Here is a 20,333-nt window from a genome sequence, read left to right as displayed (position 1 = left end):
TTATTCGTTCTGGCACAAACGATAGGCAGACTTTTTACCCATCGCTAAACAAAAAAGTCCATATCGACCGGATCATCCTACTGGCGACATGGACCTGCTGCTTAGTTCGTATCTTTGAATTTATCACGCAGTGCCAATTCAACTTCTGGTGCAACTAATTCACTAACGTCACCATTAAATTTCGCAATTTCCTTCACCATACTGGAGCTTAAATAGGAATATTTCGGATTCGTCATCATAAAGATGGTCTCTACCCTTGGATTGAGCTTTTGGTTCGTTGACGCCATTTGCAGCTCATATTCAAAGTCTGTTACAGAGCGAATGCCGCGTACGATCACATGGCCCTGCTTCTGCTCCATATAATTGACCAGCAAATCGCGAAAGCTGTCGATTTCCACATTCGGGATATGTCTAGTAATTTGCCGCAGAAGCTCCTTTCGCTCTTCTACACTGAACGTAGGCTGCTTGGACAAATTGTTCAGCACTGCAACGATAAGCTTGTCGAACTGTTTGGCAGCCCGCTGTATGATATCAAGATGTCCAAGCGTAACCGGATCGAAGCTTCCCGGATACACCGCAATGCGCGGCTCATGCACTCGTTCTGTATGTTCCGTCATGAAATAAATCCTCCTTATTCCCTGCAGCAGATAGATCTGCCGTTTCATTTCCTCATATGGTTTGAAGCTTATGCGTCTTGTTCTTGCGCCGCTTCCTTCTCTGTCTGTCCGTAGACTCGGTATACGGTTACACCGATCTCTCCATACTCCGCCTTCTTCCACACATAAAGGGGGCCAATCTCATTCGGGTAAACATGTTTCGAATCATGTTCTACAACAATGATTGCGCTCTCTGAGATTAACCCATCATTCCACATGCCTTCCAGCAGTTCGTCCGCATCCTTCAGCCGATATGGCGGATCAAGAAAAATAAGCTCAAACGCAATGTCACGCTTCGCCAGCGCCTTTAACGCCCGTTTCGCATCATTGCGATATACTTCACTTCGATTCGCAACCCCAGCCGTTTGAACATTATGCTTGACGACTTCAACAGCCTTGGGATCCTTGTCTACGAATATTCCTTGTCCCGCGCCACGGCTTAACGCCTCAATCCCTAGGCCGCCTGTGCCAGCGAATAAATCCAGCACATAGCCGCCGTCAAAATACGGCCCGATCATGCTGAACAATGCTTCCTTGACTTTATCTGTGGTCGGTCGCGTCCCCATGCCGGGAACCGGCTTTAGTGAGCGGCCTCTTGCTGTTCCTGATATAACTCTCAATGCACTCCACCCATTCTTTTGCGCCGCAGCGCAGCTTATCACGTATGATCATGATGGTATGTAACAAATAACTTATTGTATTTCGACGTTTATCGTACCACATTTCTATATAATTTGAAAAAGGAAAACGTGTCCTAACATCAGTCATCCGGTCTCACTTTTCTAAGAAAAAGCATCGAATGTAAAAACTCCTTACCAGGGGGGCCGCGTCCGATAAGGAGTGTCTTCTTCCTAATTATGTCTTTCTGTTTCTTTTCTTTCTAAATTCTTTCACTCAAATGAGCAGAACTCTCCGTCCTTATTTGCAGCTTCCCTTATTTGTGCAGCTTTTGCAGCAGCTCCCTCACGCTTATTAGCATTTGCCTGCGAGCTTCTTCATCAATAGTCGTTACTGAGGCAAAAAAACGATGAGCGAGCACCTTCATTCCCACAAATTCAAATATTCCATTATCCGTCGTTTGCTGCATCGACTCATACATCCCGCTCTGCTCATACTGCTCATGCGAATTTCCATGCGTGGACAGCAGCAGTGCAGACTTTCCTTTCAACAGCTTCTCGATGCCGTCCGCGCCATATCGATAAGCGAATCCATAAGAAAATACACGGTCAATGTACCCCTTCATAATGGCAGGCATGCTTGCCCACCAGATTGGGTAAACCATGATCATATGATCCGCCCACGCAACATGTCCCTGCTCCTCCTCAATATCTGAAGGCAGCTTATGCTGCCCGAACAGTTCGAAATCCTTGGCAGACAGCACTGGATTGAACTCCATTTCATACAAATTGCGAACTAATGCCGCATGCCCTTGATCTTCAAGCTCAGCTTGGACGATTTCCATAATCGCATGATTGAAGCTGTTCGGATTGGGATGCGCGTATATAATCAGATGCCTCATTTAGATCTCCTCCTACTTGTTCACCAAAGTTGCGCTAACACAACTGGACAAATCTGTTTTAATATAGGATGTGAGAAAGCGGCATCATTTATCGAGCTCCACAAATATTTTTATGGCATGTATATTTCTGACCAATCGGGCAATCATTAAAGTATCGACATCATCGAATGTCGTAGACAACCGCGGAGAAGACTTACGTTTCCCCATAAGCTCTTCGTCCGGTTTCTCCTCTCCCATGAGGGCGTCCTAGCAATAGGGCGCCCGTTTTAATTTGCCTTAATACCTTATATATAAAGAATTAATCCATTATTCTCAGAATGGTGATTTCCTCTAAAAGCAATGATTGGGGACTAAATGGGGACTAACTTTCAAATGCAGTTATGTTTTTCGATGTCTTCGAATGCTTCATTCATCATTGCTTCAATTTCAAGACATGATGGAAAAAGTTCTGGATTTACATGTTTAATTTCGTGGACAAAAATATTGAACAACGCATAAAACTTTTCTCTTTCTCTTTCTTGTTGTTTGACTTCATCTCTGTATTGAATATTTGAGGTTCGTTCATTGTTTTTAGTTTCGGAGCGTTTCGACATTTCTGTGTCCTCCCTCATCTTCTGTATCATCTTATTTTGTTACAGGGTGTACACCTTGTGAAAAAAATGATAGCACATGGTTATTTTTCTCACTGTCGAATCTAGTCGAACCTCATTCATAAATTGATACTAGTATCAATTTATCTTTACATTACTTCAACACCCGGTGTATGATGTTTATTTACACAAAAAAAGAAGACCCTCAGGTCTTCTTAATTAAGTGCTCTATATATTTTCTCTTTACCCTTGAAACGTTAGCGGTTTTAGTACCTGTTGGAAAGTAAGCTGTGATCGCAAATGGAGATTCAGTCACATATGTAATTTGATCAATATCCACTAAGTTGCCGCTATCAAGTTTTGTTAAATGTTTAAAAGTCACTTTACATGATTCAAGTGTCAAAAAAACCGTAAACTCCCCTTTTTTTGTATGAAATCGGGGAACAAAATAATTTGATTTCGGTTGGAACACATCAATGAAGAATATTTCTTTTGGTTTAAAGAAGCCATATTCAGTAGTAACTTTGTCATCAATGACGCGCATCCCCAAAATTTCTACATTATCCTCCATACCTGCGTTACCTACTTCTTGCTGTCTTTTAGTTCGGCAGGCAATTCTTTTGCACCGATAAATGTCTTCTTATTACGCGCGGACAACTTAGCACTCGCGAGTAAAAAGTCGGCTATACGTCGAGCTGTCTGTTGTTTCATAGTTTGCGTCCCCCTTTCCAAGGTAGTATAAGTATTCCCTGGACCATGAACACTAATGCAAGTACAGGGGATACGATAATGAAATTAAACAAGACAATTATTACGGCTAGTATCTTCGAAACCGTATTTGACAATAATGGCCTTGCTAATTCTTCGTACGTATTCGGGGCACATATCAGAAAAATACCGACTGCCACAGTGTTTAATATTAGCACTATTGACGCAGATAGTTCAATGTGCGGTATCAATGTAAAAATTAATGCTGATACAATAGCACAGGCCGTTAGTGATTTCATGTGTACTCCGCCAGAAAAATACCTAAGAATTCCGAATGCTGCAGCAGCGATCAGCGTATTAATTATTTCTCCTGTTACCCATCCACCCAAACAACTAAGTATTACAGTAACGAAAAAATTCAGATATACACCTAATCCATATTCCATTACTTCTACACTCGTTTGACCTTCTGGATCTGCTGCCTTGATCCTGAGAGCCATATAATTCGCCCATCTTTCTATCATTAATCTTCAATATCCCTTCTGCGTGACTGCATATAGAGCGCACCGAATGTGATCAATAACAGCGGAATAACATATTCAATCTTCATGTGAAATAGTGCAGTTAATGAGATCGACAGCACAACCATAGTGGCTAACGACCAGAACAATAGTGCTTTATTTCTGGACGTCGAATAGTCTTCCTTCACACTAAAATCATGTGGAGGGCGAATTATAAAAGAAAATCCGAGATTAAATTTCTTTAAGATATATCCTATCAAGTAGGCTGATACGATTGCCGTAATCTGAAAAATATTGACGGTCATCCCTGTACTTTGCAATGCAAATTGTTGATTTACACCAATAGAAGTAAATGCTATGTAAATAAGAAGTTGGATTAACAGATAACCGCCTAGACCTAATGCTGTAATTATTCCACTATAAAAAAGTTTTACCATCATCACGTACCGAATAAATAACGTAAAAAGTAATAGTTGCAGCGGTAAATCCATGACCGGCACGTCTAAAACAATTCTCATAAAATATGAAACTATAGCAATAAAGACGGACATGATGCCTAGTTCTTTTATATATTCCCTTAGTGGAAGCCTGTAGAGCTTTAAAATTAATACGAAAGCTGCAAACGCGTCCATCCCTCCTAGGAATATATAAATTGATGTTGATGTTGAGTCCAAATTACTACACCTCGTTCATTAAAATGTGACATTCATACTATCCCATTATACTATTAGGTTGAATGAAAAAAAGCCTCGGACTAAAATCCGGGGCTTTACTTCTTCGATGACGATCGCATTGTGTCATAGACTGGTTTTTGGCAGCGTATACACATGTACACTCCATCCACCCATTTACCCTTCATAGCAGCTTTGCAGTTGCACAAATAGGGCTGCACTGGTTCAATTGTCTTTTGAGTTGGCAGAGTCCATTGCATTTCTTCCCGCCAATCCTTCATAACATCACCCCACGCAGAACATTTGTTCTTATTATAAATTAATAATCATCTTTTGTTCAACACAGGAATAATTTTAGAATAATTTACATCGATTTTGACAAGATAGCGCGGTTGCAAAAAACAATGCATTATTGTAGAACGGTTGCAAAAGCATAGCCAACTACATTGACGAACAACGGGAGCGTTTGTAAATATCAAAACAATAAAGAGCCAAGGAACTATTCCTTTGGCTCTTCTTCAACGTATTCCAATAAATCATCTATAGATTCCAAGTTTAATGCCTTGTATATCTTTGTAAGGTTTTCGGGTGACCAAGCTTTCGCTTTATTATCCACAAGATCGTTTATTGTATTGGGTCTAATACCTGTAAGCTGATGAAGTTTATAATTAGACCACCCTAATTCTTTTAACTTTTTATCAATTATTAGTCTTATCATGTTCGCCACCTCTATAACAACATTAACAAATAAAGTTTAACGAATCAAGATAAACCCATTGACTATTAACGAAATTCGTTATATACTAGTATTAACGATAAACGTTTAACGAAATATGTTTATCGTGGAGGGGTGAGGATAGGTGAAAGATTGGGTGCAGCTTATTACGGCAATCATCCAGAGCATTACTGCGTATCTAATTTTGAAGCAAAGCCGTAAAAAGAAAAAAGGCACTAAACGGCGCGGCCAGCGCAAACGTTAGTACCTTGGGAGGTCGTTGTAGCGAACGGCCTCCTTCCTCCCAATCTTAACATCGTCCTCGCCCCAGATCAATATGTGCAGGAGGATGGACAAGCTATGAATTTCATCGTCTGGGTACTCATCATTGGGGCATTGGTTCTTAGTATCGCCGGGCTGATTAGGGCCCAACGTAACCGTAGGTAAATATCCTGAAGGAGGTTTTACCGTGGACAAGAAGGAAGTAAGTGATATCAAAGTTATTTATCAGTTCGTAGATACACTGCTTAGTGTGGTCATTCTCCTGGTACTTCTCAGCAAGTGACATGAGGGGCTTTTGCCCATCTATTGGTTTATATACGAACAACATTGTATACTAATCTTAATTTATAAAAAGGAGGGGAACATAATGTTTAATCCTGATGGATCTATCGAGAAATTAAAAGCATTAATTGAAGTCTCCAAAAGCAAAGGGTCTGAAACTGTAGAAATTCCGCTTGATGAAGCTAGGCAGATTCTTAATCATTTTACGATCTTGAATCGTCAAGCGAATCGAATGAGTCGGTCGCTTGGTGAATTGAAGGATATGGCGGATCAAGGACGTTTGATAAGAATAGAGGATTGATATACAAACACGAGCCGCAGGGATGCCCTCCCATACAGCTCGTGTTTTTGTGTGGGCAAGCCCAACACATTTCCAGTATATCACATAATTGAGATAATGGAATGAACCGTTCGACCATCACCTCGGAGACTAACTGAGTCGTAGCGGAGTTGTGATGACCCACTTCCATCCAGGAAGATGCCATCTGTGAGCGCGCCACTGCCGATCTTCTGCTTGATGGCCGTCCTAAAAGAATCTACCGTACAGGGTGAATTCGTGACGACCATCCAAAGGCTCAAGCTGGATCCATATACGAGTGCAGTCCGGAACGCTTTCCCGCTCATATTCGGCATGTTCTGTTCGCTAGATCTCTGCTTCCAGCCCCTATCGTCCTGTAGCGACATCGAGATCCCGCCCTGTGCCCAATACCGATTGCGATCGGACACCTGCAGTTCGCCAGCAGAACGAACAACCTGGATGCTATAACGGCGTGCAGCAGCGTCCCACACCAATGTGCCTCGGGCATACTTTGCATTGAACCAACCGGAGCCGTATGCCCCACGATTCCCTTTTACTGGCTTGTCGTTTTGGACTGCTATCGACAACAATGCTCCGCTTGCAAAATCGAAAAAACCGCCATTTACGGCGGTCATTTTCTGGTTGCATATACTTGTCCGGCATGGCCGTAACTGCACATCGTTGGGACTACACTTCAACGAGTGGAGCACGACGCCATTTGACGCCGTGCATTTGCTGTACACCGCTTTGCTCACTGTGTCGCCCCCTTCGTGAGGGTTGCTTTCTTAGCTGACTGATCCCACCCTACTTTTAAGTCTAATGCTTCAGCAATGGCGCGAACAGGAGCATAGGAAATGCCGTTGACTAGGATTCCATCTTTCACTTGTTTGCCGTCAACTTCGATTATTACCGAGTCTTTGGTCGGCTCGGGCTTTGGTGCAGGCTGCGGCGGCTTGTCCAGGCTAATCATTTCACGGTCGACCATATTCATGAACTCGCTCCAATGGGGTAGAATACGGCTCGGGCAGTTCTTCCCTGTCCAATGTTTATGCGGCACCACCTTAATTAGTGGAATGCCGTATTTCTTCGCAAGTTTTGCAACCAACCAAGCAGCATTCCGCCAAGCGGCCTGCTCGTCCAATCCAGCATTCATACATATTTCGATCCCAATAGACGATGCATTCCCTGGTCCGCTGCCATCCCCTGCATGCCAGCCCTGCTCGTTATCGCGAAGATGTTGATATATTTCCTTATCGTCAACGGTATAGTGCCAGCTCTTCTGTGCTCCACCGCTGCCATTCAAAATAAACCGGGAATGCGCTTCTGCCGTTGCACCTGCTGATTCATTGTCCGTATTGTGAATAGTCAGCCACCCAGGTGTCATCGGCTTATCTGGCTTGTTCGGACGGCCGTCCGGTAACAGTCGTTGCTTAATTTCCATCGATATCCCCGCCCTTTCCTGTCATTCTCGACGCAGCTCGCTCCGTTTTCTTCTCTAACTCGGACTTAACCCAGTTGGAGATCCAATCTAAAATCTTTTCAGGGAACCAGTTCCCCCAACCGGCTCTGATGGCATTCGCCGTCATGCTTTGTAGAATGTGGTACAGAACGCCGATGCATAGCGCCCCAAAAAAGTACACCTGGAAGTTGGAAAGCCTTGTCCAACAAGTTCCCACCTGCAGGCAGCAGCAGAATGAAGAATGAACGGAAAATGCCATCAATTCCGTATGAGCTTGCGTATGTGTTGTCTTTCTTAGCTGCACGAATCCCAGTTACCCAATCCATAACAAGAAAGAAGACAAGCGCAGCCAGCATTGCCATACTCGTTTCACCACTTCCATACAAAAAGTTAAAGGCCGGTGTAATTATTGCCCCGGTTAGAAAAGCCCAATATTTTTCCACGTTATTTCCCCCTCGAATTAAAATAGCCCCCGGTATCCCGAGGGCATAAAAATAACGCTCATGCTTTACATGGCGTTTTAATCAGGTTTTATATTCAATTCCTTTACTAAGTCGAGCCCCTTCCGCGCCAGCTCGTTTACCTGTTCGCGGAGCTCACGCATTTGAGATTCTTTCTCTTTCCGTGAAAGTGTGTTATCTGCTTCTATCGTCTTCATCTGCTTACGAGTGTCTGACATACTCTCACTTAACTTATTAAGTCGTTTACGTGCCCCATCGTTATACCATTTCGGCAACTCACCGCGAACATTTCTGTCCGCATATGCTTGATCCAGTTTATCCTTGATGTCGTAGAACTGTGTAGCAAGTTGGTTGCTGTATGTCGGATCGGCAATAAATTGATTACCAAGTTCCTTAACTGGGTCACCCGATGGTGTTGCTCCTGGAAGTATAGCTTTACCCAAACCGCCAAGATACTGCTGAAGTATATAATCATACTGCTTTGGGGATCCCCCACCCATACCAGCGAGTTTCCGTGCCAGTTGACTCGTTTTTTCGTCATACTGTAAGTCTGGTGATAAACGTTCAAGGTGCCCCGGAACAATCGGCGAACCAGCGAAGTTCTGATTCATAGCGATATCTACGAATGGTCCACCGATGGTGCTACGTAATGCGCCGAGCGCCTTTTGCGGAACTCCACCCTTCGCCGTCAATGCCCCCTCAATTCCCGGAAGAGAGAACGTCTTAATCATTGTTTCTGCGAACTCTGACCAAGCTTCAGGATCATCGTCTGCGAATTGTCGCATCAATCTTTCAGGCAGACTCGAAAACAACATTCCTAATTCACGTGGCTTTGCTATCTTGATAAATTTCTCACCGCCATCTGTAGGAATCAGGAAGAAATTATCCCGCGTATTCTCCGGCAATTCCTTGTACTTTGGATTGTCACGGTTCATCGAATACAGCACTGCTGTTGGCACGGTCATAGCCAAGACGGCCTTTACTGATGCTTTAACGGGATTGTCCTTGAATGTCCGAACAAACCGATCCAAGCCTTGTACCGCGGCGTTAAAATACGGGAACACTTTGTCAATTTCTTTGGTAACAGTTCCGCGCCGTTTAAAATTTATCGCAACTTCCTGCGATTCAAACAAAGCTTTTGCAAGTTCGTCAGGCGTTCTGTTGCCTTGTATGCGTTTGAACTCCGCCAACCGACCCATAGATTCAGTTGCGGATAGAATGTCTTCAAGAACGCGCCAAAGATTACGTGGCAGCCCTTTCAGCTTTTGTACCGGCGTTTGAGGGAGCACAGCCTGCTTACTCCGTTGCAACATGTTTCGACTAGCTACTTGGCTTGTGTGCCCGCCGCCGATATTCTTGTACTCTTGCCATGCCTTGCTCTTGCTGCCTCGCATAATGTCAAATGAAGCTTTTAGGAAGTCATTCACGAAATTCAAAGGATTACCTGTCGACTTTGTATTGATCCATGCATCCCCTAAATCTCTTGTGATGTTACGTGCGACAAAGTATGGGTTGATACCAGTTGTAAATGTCTTGAACATATTCGTCAACTTACCAACCTGGTCAAGTAACCATCCAGAGCGTTCGGGCCCGAGTGCAAGAGCTGCTTTCATTAGATCTGGATCTTTGATCTTTATATGCACGGGCTCGCCGTTGACGAGGACACGAACAACATCGTCCGTATCCAATGATGTGCGGGTAAATGCTTTGTCATAGTCTTTACCGATTTCATTCAGAGCCTGCTCCAGCCCATCATCAAGTAAGCTATTTAGATCCCGATTGTCCTTGTGATTTTGGACGATTTCCGCCCAATCGTTCAATTCATCTGACTTGCGTAAGTTAGTTACGAACTTCTGCATAACCTCATTCCGCTTCGCTGCCTTAACGAAAGCATCTGTATTTTCAATGATGCTTTCGATCGGGCTAATTATCTGACGGCGTGATCCTGTCTTCTGATATTTCTTCACAGGCACAGACTGGTTAGCATACCCGCGCTTTGAACCGAATCCCTTGCCACCCTTCTCCATCTCTGAAAAAGTGTCGTTTGTTCGGAACATAGTATGGATTTGCCTCGAACCACGCGTTTGCTTGCTTCTGCGAAATCATCCCCGTGTTGACTAACCATTCCTGCGCCATAGTACGTTGATAGTCATACAGTTGATCTGCTACTTGCGCAAACATCGGATATTTGCTGTCGTAATCGGCTAATATTTTTTCGCCTTTCTCCGGTGTCCATTCCAAGCGTTCGTGAAATACATTTTCCCCGCGGTCATATCGAGTAATGGCATGCCGGTTAATAAGATAATCTTCAAATTCAGCATACCTGTTAAGGGGCAAGGCCGTTAGGCGATCTCTCAATGACTGGCCAATTACCTGACCGTTCTTATTTACAATGCCTTCTTTTACGATTTGACTGGCGATCATGTCAGCACCCCGCGCATTCAGCGCTGCCATGTGTACCTTTTCAGATGCCTTTAGCTCACGCCCTAGGACTTTGGCGACTACTTTATCGAACCGGTTCAGAGCATGTACATCGTCCACAACATTCTGGTAAAAGCTATGGGCCTTTTCTTTCAAGCCCTCTAGCGACATCTCCTTTTGTGAGCGTGAACGTAATTGCGACAATGTTGAATTTAATGAAGATTTTTCATATGGTGTCTTTTTCGCTCCCAATGACGCTATTCCTAAGGGCTCGCTTAATTCCTCAATAGATGCCGCTATCTGTTCTTTCATTGTCTTCCCCGGCGCTGCTATTGGTTCTGGTTTAGGAAAGTCCAATGGTGCCACCGGTTCTTTTGGCTTCCTCAAATCTCGAATAGCCTCGCTTACTAATGGTTGATCAGTCATCTTAATCGCAGGATCTATTTCTTTGATACTCTGCTCAAGTTGATTACGAACTGACTGATACCCGCCCATCATTTCATCAAATCCACTTTCTTGTCGCCATGAGGGAACGTTGCCAAACTCATCTGAGAATCCTTTGTCTACCCGTTCACGCGCAAGACTATACAACTCTCTATTGGTTGGCTTTCGATTATATTGCTTATAGAATTCACGGTACCAATATGGATTCTGTGATTGTCTTCCAGATCGTCCAATAACGTCACCAGCAGCATCTTTATAGATAGCACCTTGTTGGACACCGCCACGATTGTCCATAGACCCTTTCAAATATTTGTACTCGTCTATGACACGCTGTTCATACTTCGTTGACAGATCGTTAATTGCTTCGTCAATTCGGCTCATCTCCGAACGCCCAGAACCTACATTTTCTGCAATAGCACGAGTCGATGCACTTGCTTCAGGCAATTTGTGTTGGTATGGAGCCATAATAGGATTATCGCCATATGCCAGTTGCGAGCGTTCCGCTGCTGCGTTCAATCGTGTTTCTAGCCTAGATGGAGGTAAAGCAAGGATCTCTTCGATTTCTTTTTCCGGGATTCCATTTTTCTTAAATAGCTTTCTTATTCCTGCGCCTAACGCTCCGAAAGCAACATCGCCAACAGAACCTAATCCAGCACCGAGTGCAGTAGAAATAGCCAATTCATCAGCGTCTGATTCACCACGCATTAGAGACTGGGCAGCAGATTGCATAGCACCAGCAGCACCGCCGCGTATAGCTTGTTCAGCGACTCGTTGAGCAGTAGTCGGCAAATGTGTTGCTGCTTCCACGGCCTTAGAAACACCTTTTTGCGCTGTCTGCCCTAACTTATTAAGCATCAGTGCATCTGCCGCCTTGTACGGCCCATCTAACAAGTTTGTGCCAGGCATGTTCCCCGTAGCAGGGTTGGCCGTGAATCCAGCCAACCCACCTACAATATCAGCCGCAACGTCCGCAACCTTGCTTCCTGTCTCTGGTTTTATCGTCACTGTTGGCCCTGTCATGCTTGCCGCAGTGTGACCGGCACGGGTAGCAAACTCGCCGACTGAGTTACCATACATTAACCAATCGATTCCTTCGGCAATTGGGTCAGCAACGGTTTTCAATGCTGCCTCAAAACCGTTGCGCGGCTTTATCTCCGCTCGACGGGCACGGTTGATATCTGCTTGTGTCAGTGGCTTCTCACTAACAGCTTTCGCTTCTGCAGCAATCGCACTTTTTAGAATAGGTGAACCTTCCAACTTATTAATATTTGTCAACTCTGGAGGGAGAGCGGCCATACTTTGTTCCATATATAACGAATTATGATCAATACCAGCCTCGTCAAAAAACTGTGCCCACCGCTGTGTTTCAGTATCCATTTGTTTCGGTTGCTGTTTTTTACTCGCTACATATCCGCCAATGTCGCCAGCGTTCGAACGGTAGATATTCTGATACTTTTGGATATTTTCCTTCTGTGCAGCTTGGTCAAAATATCTTTTCCAATCTTCTTTGCTAGACACGCCCTCACCCCCTCAATTGGTTGTAATACTTCGTTACACTAGGAACCCAATGCTGATTTAATCCCCTTGGGTCGTTCTTAGCACCTAACGGCGCATATTTTCCTCCGATGCCTTGGATTGATGTAATCCCTTGATCTAGGTAGTTCTTTTTCAAGTTTCGTGCCATCGCATCAATACCGGATTCAATGCTGTCAAATGACATGAGTTTTGACCAGTTAGTTGCTGGATCCATCATACCGCCAAGGTTAAACTTATTTCGAGCTGCTGGAGATGAACCGTTCCCTGTCTCATGGATGCTAATCGCTGCCAACAACGCAGGATCAATACCGTATTTGTTACCATATTTAACGAACAGGTCACCCGTGCCTTTTTAATACGCCACCAAGAGTGTTATTCAAAGAGGCCCCACCAGCACTACTACCAGCGGGGCTACTCAGTTTTTTGGGAGCTCTATTCCATACATTTTTGCGGTCAGTATCTTATCTTCCAGCGACATATTAGCCGATCCTATGATACCAGCTATCTGTTGCTTCATTCCGTCTGGCACTTTCGTCTGACCAGTAGCCAAGTCCTGAACTCCATATTGCTGCGATATAATATCCATTAGCGTCTTTGGATTCATTGTATAGTTTGCCTTTTCCCCACGGTTAGCGGCCGCCTCCATATCCAAACCAAAGCGAGCCTCGTCCAATGCCTGACGGTCAAGACCCAACCCGTATTGCTGCTGATTTTGTAATTCTCTCATAGCATACTCCAAACCAAACTGGCGAACGTTTTCGTTAAATTGTCTTTCCTGCATGGTGTTCGAGAACATCCGTTGCTGCTGATCCCATTGCATTTGCTGTCTGTCCATGTTCATCTTCTGCTTGCTCAAGTCCATTTGCTGCCCCGGTAGCGTCGTCGGAGAATCTCCGCGCTGCACTTGACGCTGGTACCCTGACCAGTCGTTCTGAGGATACAGCATATGTCCGGTCAACTCGCTCCATCCCATTGCTGCAGCATTGTTGGCTTGCTTGCCTGCAAGGTCTAATTGCTGCCCTGCAAGTGTGCGGAATCCTGGATTCTGTAGCTTCGCCTTGTTGTACTGTACGTCGGCCCCGTAAAGAGTAGGATCTATGCCCATAGCAGATAATTGCGCTCGAATGCCATCTGCCTGTTTGCTCAAATCGTTACGTGCTTCCTTGGTAATCCCCTTCACCTCGGCCTGTTGTTTCAAGCCAAGCAGGTTTTGAATGGCTTCTCTTGCCTCACCCGGTAAGTACGTACCTGTAAGCTGAGCCTCGTCCATTGGACGTGTTACGTCGTATTGATACTGCTGTGCGTAAAGGTTAGCAAGGTCGCCTATCTTATCGCGCTGAACACCATAGTTAAGCTGCTGTAGTTGCATATCACGGTTTGCTTGATCTGAATATCGCTGATAAGCCTGCTGCATTAGCTGCGGCAACACAGTATCCGAAACTCGAGCCATTTCACGCGAGCCAATTTGGTTTGCTACCGATTCGGAGTATGACGACTTCCCCTGCCCGCCAGCGCGAAGGAAGGCGTTCGTATTCGCTTGCTGATCTGCTATATTACGTTTTGCCGTTGATAGCGCTGCTTGATATGCCGGATCTGAGTCAGCATCATAACTCCACTGTTGCGGCCCGGTAAATTGAAAGCTCGGGCCATTTATAAAGTCCTGTATCTGGCTCAGTGTGTTATTGACGCGCCCGCCCGGCTGTGTGAAAGGTTGTGGTGCATTCGCTGTCGCCGTTGAACCATTACGGACATTCTGAGCAGCCTGCGCTATTACTTTATTTTTATCTTCTTCAAGCGGTCGTGATGATACCACTGTTCCTTGGATAGCCATGGACTTCCTCCTTTCTTGCATAAAAAAGGAGCCTTATTCGGCCCCTAATTCCTTAAGTCTGTTATTGATTCGTTCAAGTTCTTTTTCGTTGTCTTCGATTCGTTTCAGCAAGTTCTCATGACCTGTTTTTGAGCTTTCATAAAATGTCTTAAGCGGGTCAACATGGAAAGGATCATTAGTTCTAGAAACAGTGTCATCATATTTTTCTTTAGCTTTTTGCATATTAGCAATTGAAATTTCAATATTTGATTTATCTTCTTCTAATTTTTTGCTTACCTTTTGCTTATCTTGTTTTAATTTCTCAATCTCTTCTTCTTTCTTCATTGCATCTACTTGTTTCTTTACTTCTTCTGCAATCTTATCTTCAGACGTAGATGTGATTATTACTTCTTTATTTTCCACCTTAATCTTCAACCCCAATTCGTTGACAACATCTCGAACTGGTAGATAGCTTTTCCCATCCACGACAGCCGCTTTCCCTGCCTGTTTGCCGTCTATTTTAACAACCAATTCACCATCTACTTTTTTCCCGATAATCGAAGATGCTGCACCATATACTTGAGGCGAAACCATGATTAACGCACCAACAATGACACCAGTAATAAACTTTTTCACTGTCTTCCCCTCGCAATCATTGTTTTTGGTAATTATATCATGTTCGCCCTGAAGGTAAAAAGGAATTAATTTTTATCTGCCTAATGCTTTTTTAAAGTTTGTTGATCATCTTCGCTATATATAGAGTCCCAGTTTTGAACGCGCACTTGTCCTCTAGGCATTAAAAATATATTTTCTCCTGTTATATTTACATCGGCTGATCCTGCAGATATATAAAATCCACCTTCTCTATGACTCAATATTGTCATATCCTGATTGAAGGTAAAAGTTAACAACGGCACTCCAAGCGATCCATAGGCCTGCATCTTTATGGCACGGCCATTCCCGCCATATGCTGCAAACATATTCTCTGTGTTGGACATTTCGCAACGAGGGTAACCATCGCGTCTGGTAGCTATCAAAGAACCATATATCTGTATAGACTCAATCAGCCCAGCTACAATATGACCAAGGTTTGCAGATATAGCAGACAGTTCCCCCACGTTGATCTTTTCCGCAATGACTGAGCCTGCTTGAATCTTATCTGTAGTAATAGAATTGGCCTTCAAGTTTCTGGTCTCAATACTTTCTGACCTGATATTCTTTGCGTCAACGTTTCCATTGACTATGAACTCCAAGTCCTTCGCCATCTTCGCGACCGTATTTGCGAGATCCTTTACATATCCCAAGATAACATCCACATCTTTTGTATTCGGCGGCGCTGAGATTCTTGGTGTATCGCTCCACATTGACATGTGTATTCCTCCTTAATAAAGCGGTAACTGGCGAGTTTGTCGTGTGAATTCATGAATACGTGCCCAACCGGTTCCCGAGAAGCGAACGCGAATCCAGTTTTCTAGAGCGAATTTATTTACAGGAATGATTACGCGTTTAACCTGTGGTGACGATCCGCCAGAAATAGATTGCACATGAACCCAATCATCCCCTGATATTGATGGTGAGAGATGAACTTCCATGGTGCCGGTTAACTCAACCACAAGCCACATCTTATACCATCGCTGTTTCATTGCTGCTGATGAGCCGTTAAATGGCTTTGTCGTGACTGACCATGGAATAGGATTACCTGCATCAGTAGATCCTTCTAAACGCAATACACGACCCTGTGCATCTCCGATATAGAATTGATTCTGCATCGTAACAAAATGAGTGGCTTGGATGCCGCGCCATATACTCCACGCTTGGACACCTGCACGCGGATCAAATACTAGGAGTTTGTCCGGAAGTTGAAAGTACAACTTTGTGCCATCAGAACCAGCCACACTTTCAGGCGTAATTCCGTATATTAGCTTTTCAATCACATCCGAGAAGCCTTTATTCGGAAGTACGCCGCCAGCATACTCGAATATCCCGTTCTTGTGCATGAACCTCAAATAACCTTCTTGCGTGATAGCAGACTTATTATTGATAAGACCGGTGTCTTCTGTGATCAATCTTGTGTTGAAATTAGAAGGAACGTTCCCATACAACTCATGAAGACTGTTTGGCATTCCTATGGTCAGCTTAGTTAAGCTGCCAGTAAGCATGTTAATGTCTTCACCACGGGTAGATTCCATGTCCTTCCCATAGCTGTCATCTTCAAGCCCTTGGAACTTCTGCCACTCTGTTGGTCTATCCAGAGCACATGAATGCAATTCCTTCCCTACGCCACACCACAAGCGATTCTGATAAGTGGTAATGTAATTCCCCTTGGCAGGCGCTCCGCTCAAATCTCGAACGCTAGAGCCGTCATATCGTTTAATAGGATCGGCACCATTACTTCCGATAAGATTAATGTCATCTAGGTTCCCTTCGAAACTTGTAAATGACCAATCAGCAGAGGTATTAAGGCCACTAGCAAGTTGACTCCATTCGTTCCCGTTCCAACGTCTCCATGTACCATCATTGAACACTGCATGCAGTTCGCGGTTTTTCCAGACACCCAAACCAAGAACCTTGCAGCCAGCTTGACCGATAACGGAATAACCCGGCCTCGTAGATACAGCCGGGTAATCATCAGTGGTCATATTCTGCATGTCTGTGAAAAATCCATCGTCGAGAGATAAGGCATCATACGTGCTCACGCCGCGCCATTCTCTGATTGGTATCGGCGGCAATATACCGGGTAATGGTTGATATTTTGGTGATGTATATTGAATAGGCTTCAAATGGAATCACCCACTTGATAGTTTTGTGCAGCCACATTCCAAGCTGCTTTATATTGGCTCTCATAGTTTCCTGCCTTCACGCCGTCATCCTGCGTATTCGCGATATACGCGGCCAGTGCAGGAATGAACGTCCAGTGGTATTCCTCCGGTGCGTCCGGTGTGGCATTCAAGTTGCTTGTAGTGAATGTTGTTATAGCAATACGCCGATAACGAACAAGCCCCTGCATGTCCGACTGGTACGGTGCAGGGGTGAGTACAAGAGTATGTGTCTCGTCGTCAATCATGTAGCTGTTTTGCAATGGTGAAACGTTATCGTTTTGTATACTACGATATTGGATCATTCCTACCATGCACATATCTGTATTCTTCATTCGAACATCGGCAGCCAGTTCATACACATTCTGCCCAGCGATAGAATCGAACCATGCCATCTTTGGTATCTTAACCACATTGAAAAAGTCTTGATTGATAGCATTCAGCCATACAACCTTGTCCGCTGTCGACACCTCATTTGGAACTAGGATGTCAGCTTCAGTTATTATTTGCTGCAGGTTCATATTACACCCTTATCCGATAGTTGTTTGACTAAGTTCTCATGGTTACTCTTCAACTCATCCACTTCTTCCGTCAGAGGCTTCCTGCTCGGCTGCTCTGGCTCCGGTTGATTAGGATATGTGAACTCTAATTTTTTCGTCTTGACATTGACTTTGTACCCCGAGCGTGTAGCAAAGTCCTCAGCATATTGCCCGTAATCAAGTTCAATGTAATCAAACGACTCCCGGTTTCGCTCGAACAATGATTTAAAAACTTTGATGTCATCTTCTATAGTTTTTTAATTACTAAGCCCCCTGAACGCTCGCCAGTATCTACAATTACCTCACCGGATGCTAAATCGTAATAGATTCTACGTCCTATTTCCATACTACTGACCTCCTATCCCATAGCTACTATAAACACGTCTTGTCCAGCATGTGATGAATCCTGTCCCACAGGCATCAGAAATCCATCCGGTGTTATTGTAGGATTATTCCACGACCCAATACTAGGTATTGAATCTGCTTGAACAGCCTCGAAATGGGTGTAATCTGACGTATCGGTGTATACAAGGCTACCTTTATCGGCGACGTACTCTGATCTAAACCTCGGAGCATATGTTCCGGGCCACTGTTGGATCATGATGTATCTGGCTCGGAACCCAAGCCCTGTCACCACAACATAGTATTCGGATCTTCCTCCTGCTGCGCCAGCCTCTTTAAATGTGATTGTAGACGTTGATGCCGGTACTGTAATTTTGGCGCTTGGCACACCAGTCGTGATCTGCCATATTTTCTGTGCCAATACCGGAAATGTATCGCTGCCTGATGCGGGCACGCCCTTGCCAGTGATAGCGGCAGCGACTTGGTTTTTCCCGTCACTGGCTGACGTAAAAGCCTGTTCAGCTCGATCATATGCAGCTTTTACTGCGTTCGCTGTAGCTGCGTGTTGTGTTGAAGTGCTATTAACAGAATCCAATATTGGTAATCTCGCAGCTACAAAAGTTCCAGATATGATAGCAGACGCATCATGAGCATGTTCCTTTGGCGCTGCGTAATTCTTTGCATTCGTCTCAGCTTGGTTTGCTTTAGCCTGTGCGCCGTCCGGTGTTTCTTTCGCATTCCATGTGTTTCGTTCACTCGCAGTAATATGTTTAGTAGTATCGTCAACATGAGCGTTAAGAGTTGATGTAGTTTGCCCAAGCTGAGTCACAGTAGCAGTTAGATCTTTCTTATCCTTATCACTCATTAATCCGCCTGTTGTATCTGTAGCAAAAGGGATTACATCTGTCCCACCTGGTAAATGTGTTTCTGCGTGTGGACCTGGAGTAGCATTCCCAGTAGCTGTCACTGTGACTTCATTGTTAGCAGGGGATGTGGTTATAGTGATTCCAATACCACCTTTAATTTTGAGTGAGTCTGTTTTATTTTTAGCAGCCACATCATTCACTTTGGAAAATGTGTTTTGGTTTACTTCTGCCCCCGTCTGTACACCATCCAATTTAGTTTTGTCCGCAGCCGACATTAGTCCTTTTGATGCCTGTGTTGCTTCATCGGTTGTTGCTTTCGCATTCCATGTTGCCTTCTCCGCATCCGAAACAAACCGATTATTTGCGTCCTGTGCGATAATTGAAGGCGGATGCGTTGTAGGGTGAACATAGTTGTTTGCCCCCACCTGCACCCCGTCCAACTTCGCTTTGTCCTCCCCCGTCATAAAGCCAGCTAATCCGTTAGGTACAGCATTGGCATGAGCCGTTCCGCCCTTGCCAACATGAGCGTCCATCTGCTGATCTGTGTACGTTTTGGCGTTTTGTTCAGCTTGGTCTGCCTTTTTCTGTGCCCCTCCTGGAGTTTCCCACTGTGACGGCGTTTGGCTAGATATGTCCTCGCTTGTATTCCGCCATGGATAACGGCTCATGGCATTACCACCTTTCCTGTATTACATGTACTTCATATCCGCTATTTGCCGTTTGATACTCGATCAATAATTGCTGATAGCGAATGTCATAGTCATTGTTATCTGTGATTTCCCGTAGCACACCATATACCAGAACCATATCAAAATCGGGGTCAAATCCCGTTGGTTTATCCATGTCATTGAGCGTCAAAGGCGGTATCACTGGTACATGGTGTATCTTGATACCTTGTTCAGCGTTCGTCGTTGGCACAGGGTAGATCCCTATCTTTCCAGCCACGAAATAGTAGTATGGCTCTTTTGGACTTGGCAGATTGAATTGCTTCTGTTGTATTCGCCGCCATCGTCCTGCGCCGCCATATGCAGTGTCATAGATATCTACGTCTGTCACATTTCCCGGTGGGCAAGGAGGGATATACAGGCTTTGTCCCTTCCACAAATCAATTGCAGTGGTTACTACTTCCGATTGCTGTTGCGCGGAACCATACGTGCGTATGAGCCTATCACGTACCTGAGTTACCTTCCTTACTATCGACTTGGGTGACAGGAAGTTGTTTGGTGCCTTTTCCTGTATTTCTTCCACTACGTCCTTTAGAAGCATCCTCTGGCTCACCGCCCTTCTTCACCAGTTGATCCAGAAGCTCAATTATTCGTTTCTGCTGCTCATAGATTCCATTTAAGGCGTCTAATTCATCCCGATACATAAAGCACCTCCATAAAGAAATAAGGGAG

Annotated in this window: 26 protein-coding genes; 1 reads left to right on the top strand and 25 read right to left on the bottom strand. The window is 44.5% G+C overall.

The features are described 5' to 3' along the window. Positions 1 to 101 precede the first annotated feature (101 nt). The 10 genes from coaD to PAV_RS28675 all read right to left on the bottom strand — a co-directional run bounded on the left by coaD (position 102) and on the right by PAV_RS28675 (position 5,383). A complete protein-coding gene (coaD, locus tag PAV_RS28710; RefSeq protein WP_005551868.1) occupies positions 102 to 617 on the bottom strand; it encodes a pantetheine-phosphate adenylyltransferase in 516 nt (171 codons plus the stop codon). Positions 618 to 685: 68 nt separating this feature from the next. Then, on the bottom strand, positions 686 to 1,276 hold the full coding sequence (gene rsmD, locus PAV_RS28705) for a 16S rRNA (guanine(966)-N(2))-methyltransferase RsmD (RefSeq protein WP_005551867.1): 591 nt from the start codon (positions 1,274 to 1,276) through the stop codon (positions 686 to 688). Positions 1,277 to 1,590: 314 nt separating this feature from the next. Further along, positions 1,591 to 2,175, bottom strand: a complete 585-nt coding sequence (locus tag PAV_RS28700) for an NAD(P)H-dependent oxidoreductase (protein ID WP_005551866.1) — start codon at positions 2,173 to 2,175, stop codon at positions 1,591 to 1,593. A gap of 84 nt (positions 2,176 to 2,259) precedes the next feature. After that, on the bottom strand, positions 2,260 to 2,412 hold the full coding sequence (locus PAV_RS35430) for a hypothetical protein (RefSeq protein WP_005551865.1): 153 nt from the start codon (positions 2,410 to 2,412) through the stop codon (positions 2,260 to 2,262). A gap of 131 nt (positions 2,413 to 2,543) precedes the next feature. Further along, a complete protein-coding gene (locus tag PAV_RS28695; RefSeq protein ID WP_005551864.1) occupies positions 2,544 to 2,768 on the bottom strand; it encodes a hypothetical protein in 225 nt (74 codons plus the stop codon). Positions 2,769 to 2,970: 202 nt separating this feature from the next. Continuing rightward, positions 2,971 to 3,336: a hypothetical protein gene (locus PAV_RS28690; RefSeq protein WP_005551863.1), complete on the bottom strand. Its 366-nt coding sequence runs from the start codon at positions 3,334 to 3,336 to the stop codon at positions 2,971 to 2,973. Between the two features lie 11 nt (positions 3,337 to 3,347). Then, the gene (locus PAV_RS37080) at positions 3,348 to 3,476 is read right to left on the bottom strand and encodes a hypothetical protein (protein WP_005551862.1); all 129 of its coding nucleotides are present in this window, start codon (positions 3,474 to 3,476) and stop codon (positions 3,348 to 3,350) included. Then, positions 3,473 to 3,973: an accessory gene regulator B family protein gene (locus tag PAV_RS28685; RefSeq protein WP_238555947.1), complete on the bottom strand. Its 501-nt coding sequence runs from the start codon at positions 3,971 to 3,973 to the stop codon at positions 3,473 to 3,475. Before PAV_RS28685 ends, PAV_RS37080 begins: the two co-directional genes overlap by 4 nt. Before the next feature lie 23 nt (positions 3,974 to 3,996). After that, entirely contained in the window at positions 3,997 to 4,626 is a 630-nt protein-coding gene (locus tag PAV_RS28680; protein WP_040737181.1) for a hypothetical protein, read from the bottom strand. 538 nt (positions 4,627 to 5,164) lie between these two features. Beyond that, positions 5,165 to 5,383: a helix-turn-helix domain-containing protein gene (locus PAV_RS28675; RefSeq protein ID WP_005542654.1), complete on the bottom strand. Its 219-nt coding sequence runs from the start codon at positions 5,381 to 5,383 to the stop codon at positions 5,165 to 5,167. A 646-nt stretch (positions 5,384 to 6,029) separates the two neighbouring features. Between PAV_RS28675 and PAV_RS28670 the strand changes: the two genes are divergently transcribed. Next, on the top strand, positions 6,030 to 6,245 hold the full coding sequence (locus PAV_RS28670; protein ID WP_005542655.1) for a hypothetical protein: 216 nt from the start codon (positions 6,030 to 6,032) through the stop codon (positions 6,243 to 6,245). Between the two features lie 80 nt (positions 6,246 to 6,325). Here the strand turns inward: PAV_RS28670 and PAV_RS28665 are convergent, their stop codons facing one another. From PAV_RS28665 to PAV_RS35420, 15 genes are all read right to left on the bottom strand, one after another. Continuing rightward, positions 6,326 to 6,997 (bottom strand): phosphodiester glycosidase family protein, encoded by a 672-nt coding sequence (locus tag PAV_RS28665; protein ID WP_005551859.1) that lies wholly within the window; start codon positions 6,995 to 6,997, stop codon positions 6,326 to 6,328. Then, the gene (locus tag PAV_RS28660) at positions 6,994 to 7,683 is read right to left on the bottom strand and encodes an N-acetylmuramoyl-L-alanine amidase (RefSeq protein ID WP_005551858.1); all 690 of its coding nucleotides are present in this window, start codon (positions 7,681 to 7,683) and stop codon (positions 6,994 to 6,996) included. The genes PAV_RS28665 and PAV_RS28660 overlap by 4 nt, the downstream gene beginning before the upstream one ends. Positions 7,684 to 7,781: 98 nt before the next feature. Then, positions 7,782 to 8,144: a phage holin family protein gene (locus tag PAV_RS28655; RefSeq protein WP_005551857.1), complete on the bottom strand. Its 363-nt coding sequence runs from the start codon at positions 8,142 to 8,144 to the stop codon at positions 7,782 to 7,784. Between the two features lie 77 nt (positions 8,145 to 8,221). Then, on the bottom strand, positions 8,222 to 10,219 hold the full coding sequence (locus PAV_RS28650) for an LPD38 domain-containing protein (RefSeq protein WP_040737177.1): 1,998 nt from the start codon (positions 10,217 to 10,219) through the stop codon (positions 8,222 to 8,224). After that, the gene (locus tag PAV_RS28645; protein ID WP_005551855.1) at positions 10,143 to 12,545 is read right to left on the bottom strand and encodes a hypothetical protein; all 2,403 of its coding nucleotides are present in this window, start codon (positions 12,543 to 12,545) and stop codon (positions 10,143 to 10,145) included. Before PAV_RS28645 ends, PAV_RS28650 begins: the two co-directional genes overlap by 77 nt. A gap of 4 nt (positions 12,546 to 12,549) precedes the next feature. After that, positions 12,550 to 12,900 carry a glucosaminidase domain-containing protein gene (locus PAV_RS33945; protein WP_081505854.1) on the bottom strand — a complete coding sequence of 117 codons (351 nt, stop codon included), beginning with the start codon at positions 12,898 to 12,900 and terminating at the stop codon, positions 12,550 to 12,552. A 78-nt stretch (positions 12,901 to 12,978) separates the two neighbouring features. Next, on the bottom strand, positions 12,979 to 14,394 hold the full coding sequence (locus tag PAV_RS28635) for a hypothetical protein (RefSeq protein WP_005551853.1): 1,416 nt from the start codon (positions 14,392 to 14,394) through the stop codon (positions 12,979 to 12,981). A gap of 33 nt (positions 14,395 to 14,427) precedes the next feature. After that, on the bottom strand, positions 14,428 to 15,009 hold the full coding sequence (locus PAV_RS32875; protein WP_005551852.1) for a hypothetical protein: 582 nt from the start codon (positions 15,007 to 15,009) through the stop codon (positions 14,428 to 14,430). 80 nt (positions 15,010 to 15,089) lie between these two features. Next, the gene (locus tag PAV_RS28625) at positions 15,090 to 15,743 is read right to left on the bottom strand and encodes a hypothetical protein (RefSeq protein ID WP_005551850.1); all 654 of its coding nucleotides are present in this window, start codon (positions 15,741 to 15,743) and stop codon (positions 15,090 to 15,092) included. 12 nt (positions 15,744 to 15,755) lie between these two features. Continuing rightward, positions 15,756 to 17,153, bottom strand: a complete 1,398-nt coding sequence (locus tag PAV_RS28620; RefSeq protein ID WP_005551848.1) for a hypothetical protein — start codon at positions 17,151 to 17,153, stop codon at positions 15,756 to 15,758. Beyond that, a complete protein-coding gene (locus tag PAV_RS28615; RefSeq protein ID WP_005551846.1) occupies positions 17,150 to 17,710 on the bottom strand; it encodes a phage adaptor protein in 561 nt (186 codons plus the stop codon). Before PAV_RS28615 ends, PAV_RS28620 begins: the two co-directional genes overlap by 4 nt. Beyond that, positions 17,707 to 17,949 carry a hypothetical protein gene (locus tag PAV_RS28610; RefSeq protein ID WP_005551843.1) on the bottom strand — a complete coding sequence of 81 codons (243 nt, stop codon included), beginning with the start codon at positions 17,947 to 17,949 and terminating at the stop codon, positions 17,707 to 17,709. Before PAV_RS28610 ends, PAV_RS28615 begins: the two co-directional genes overlap by 4 nt. A 137-nt stretch (positions 17,950 to 18,086) precedes the next feature. After that, positions 18,087 to 19,604 carry a tail fiber protein gene (locus PAV_RS35595; RefSeq protein WP_005551839.1) on the bottom strand — a complete coding sequence of 506 codons (1,518 nt, stop codon included), beginning with the start codon at positions 19,602 to 19,604 and terminating at the stop codon, positions 18,087 to 18,089. Between the two features lie 4 nt (positions 19,605 to 19,608). Beyond that, entirely contained in the window at positions 19,609 to 20,202 is a 594-nt protein-coding gene (locus tag PAV_RS37930; RefSeq protein ID WP_005551838.1) for a phage adaptor protein, read from the bottom strand. Then, entirely contained in the window at positions 20,105 to 20,305 is a 201-nt protein-coding gene (locus tag PAV_RS35420; RefSeq protein ID WP_167549051.1) for a hypothetical protein, read from the bottom strand. The genes PAV_RS37930 and PAV_RS35420 overlap by 98 nt, the downstream gene beginning before the upstream one ends. Between the last annotated feature and the right edge of the window lie 28 nt (positions 20,306 to 20,333).

The sequence above is a fragment of the Paenibacillus alvei DSM 29 genome (assembly GCF_000293805.1).
Classification (GTDB): Bacteria; Bacillota; Bacilli; order Paenibacillales; family Paenibacillaceae; genus Paenibacillus_B; species Paenibacillus_B alvei.
This window is presented reverse-complemented; position numbering and strand designations above follow the sequence as displayed.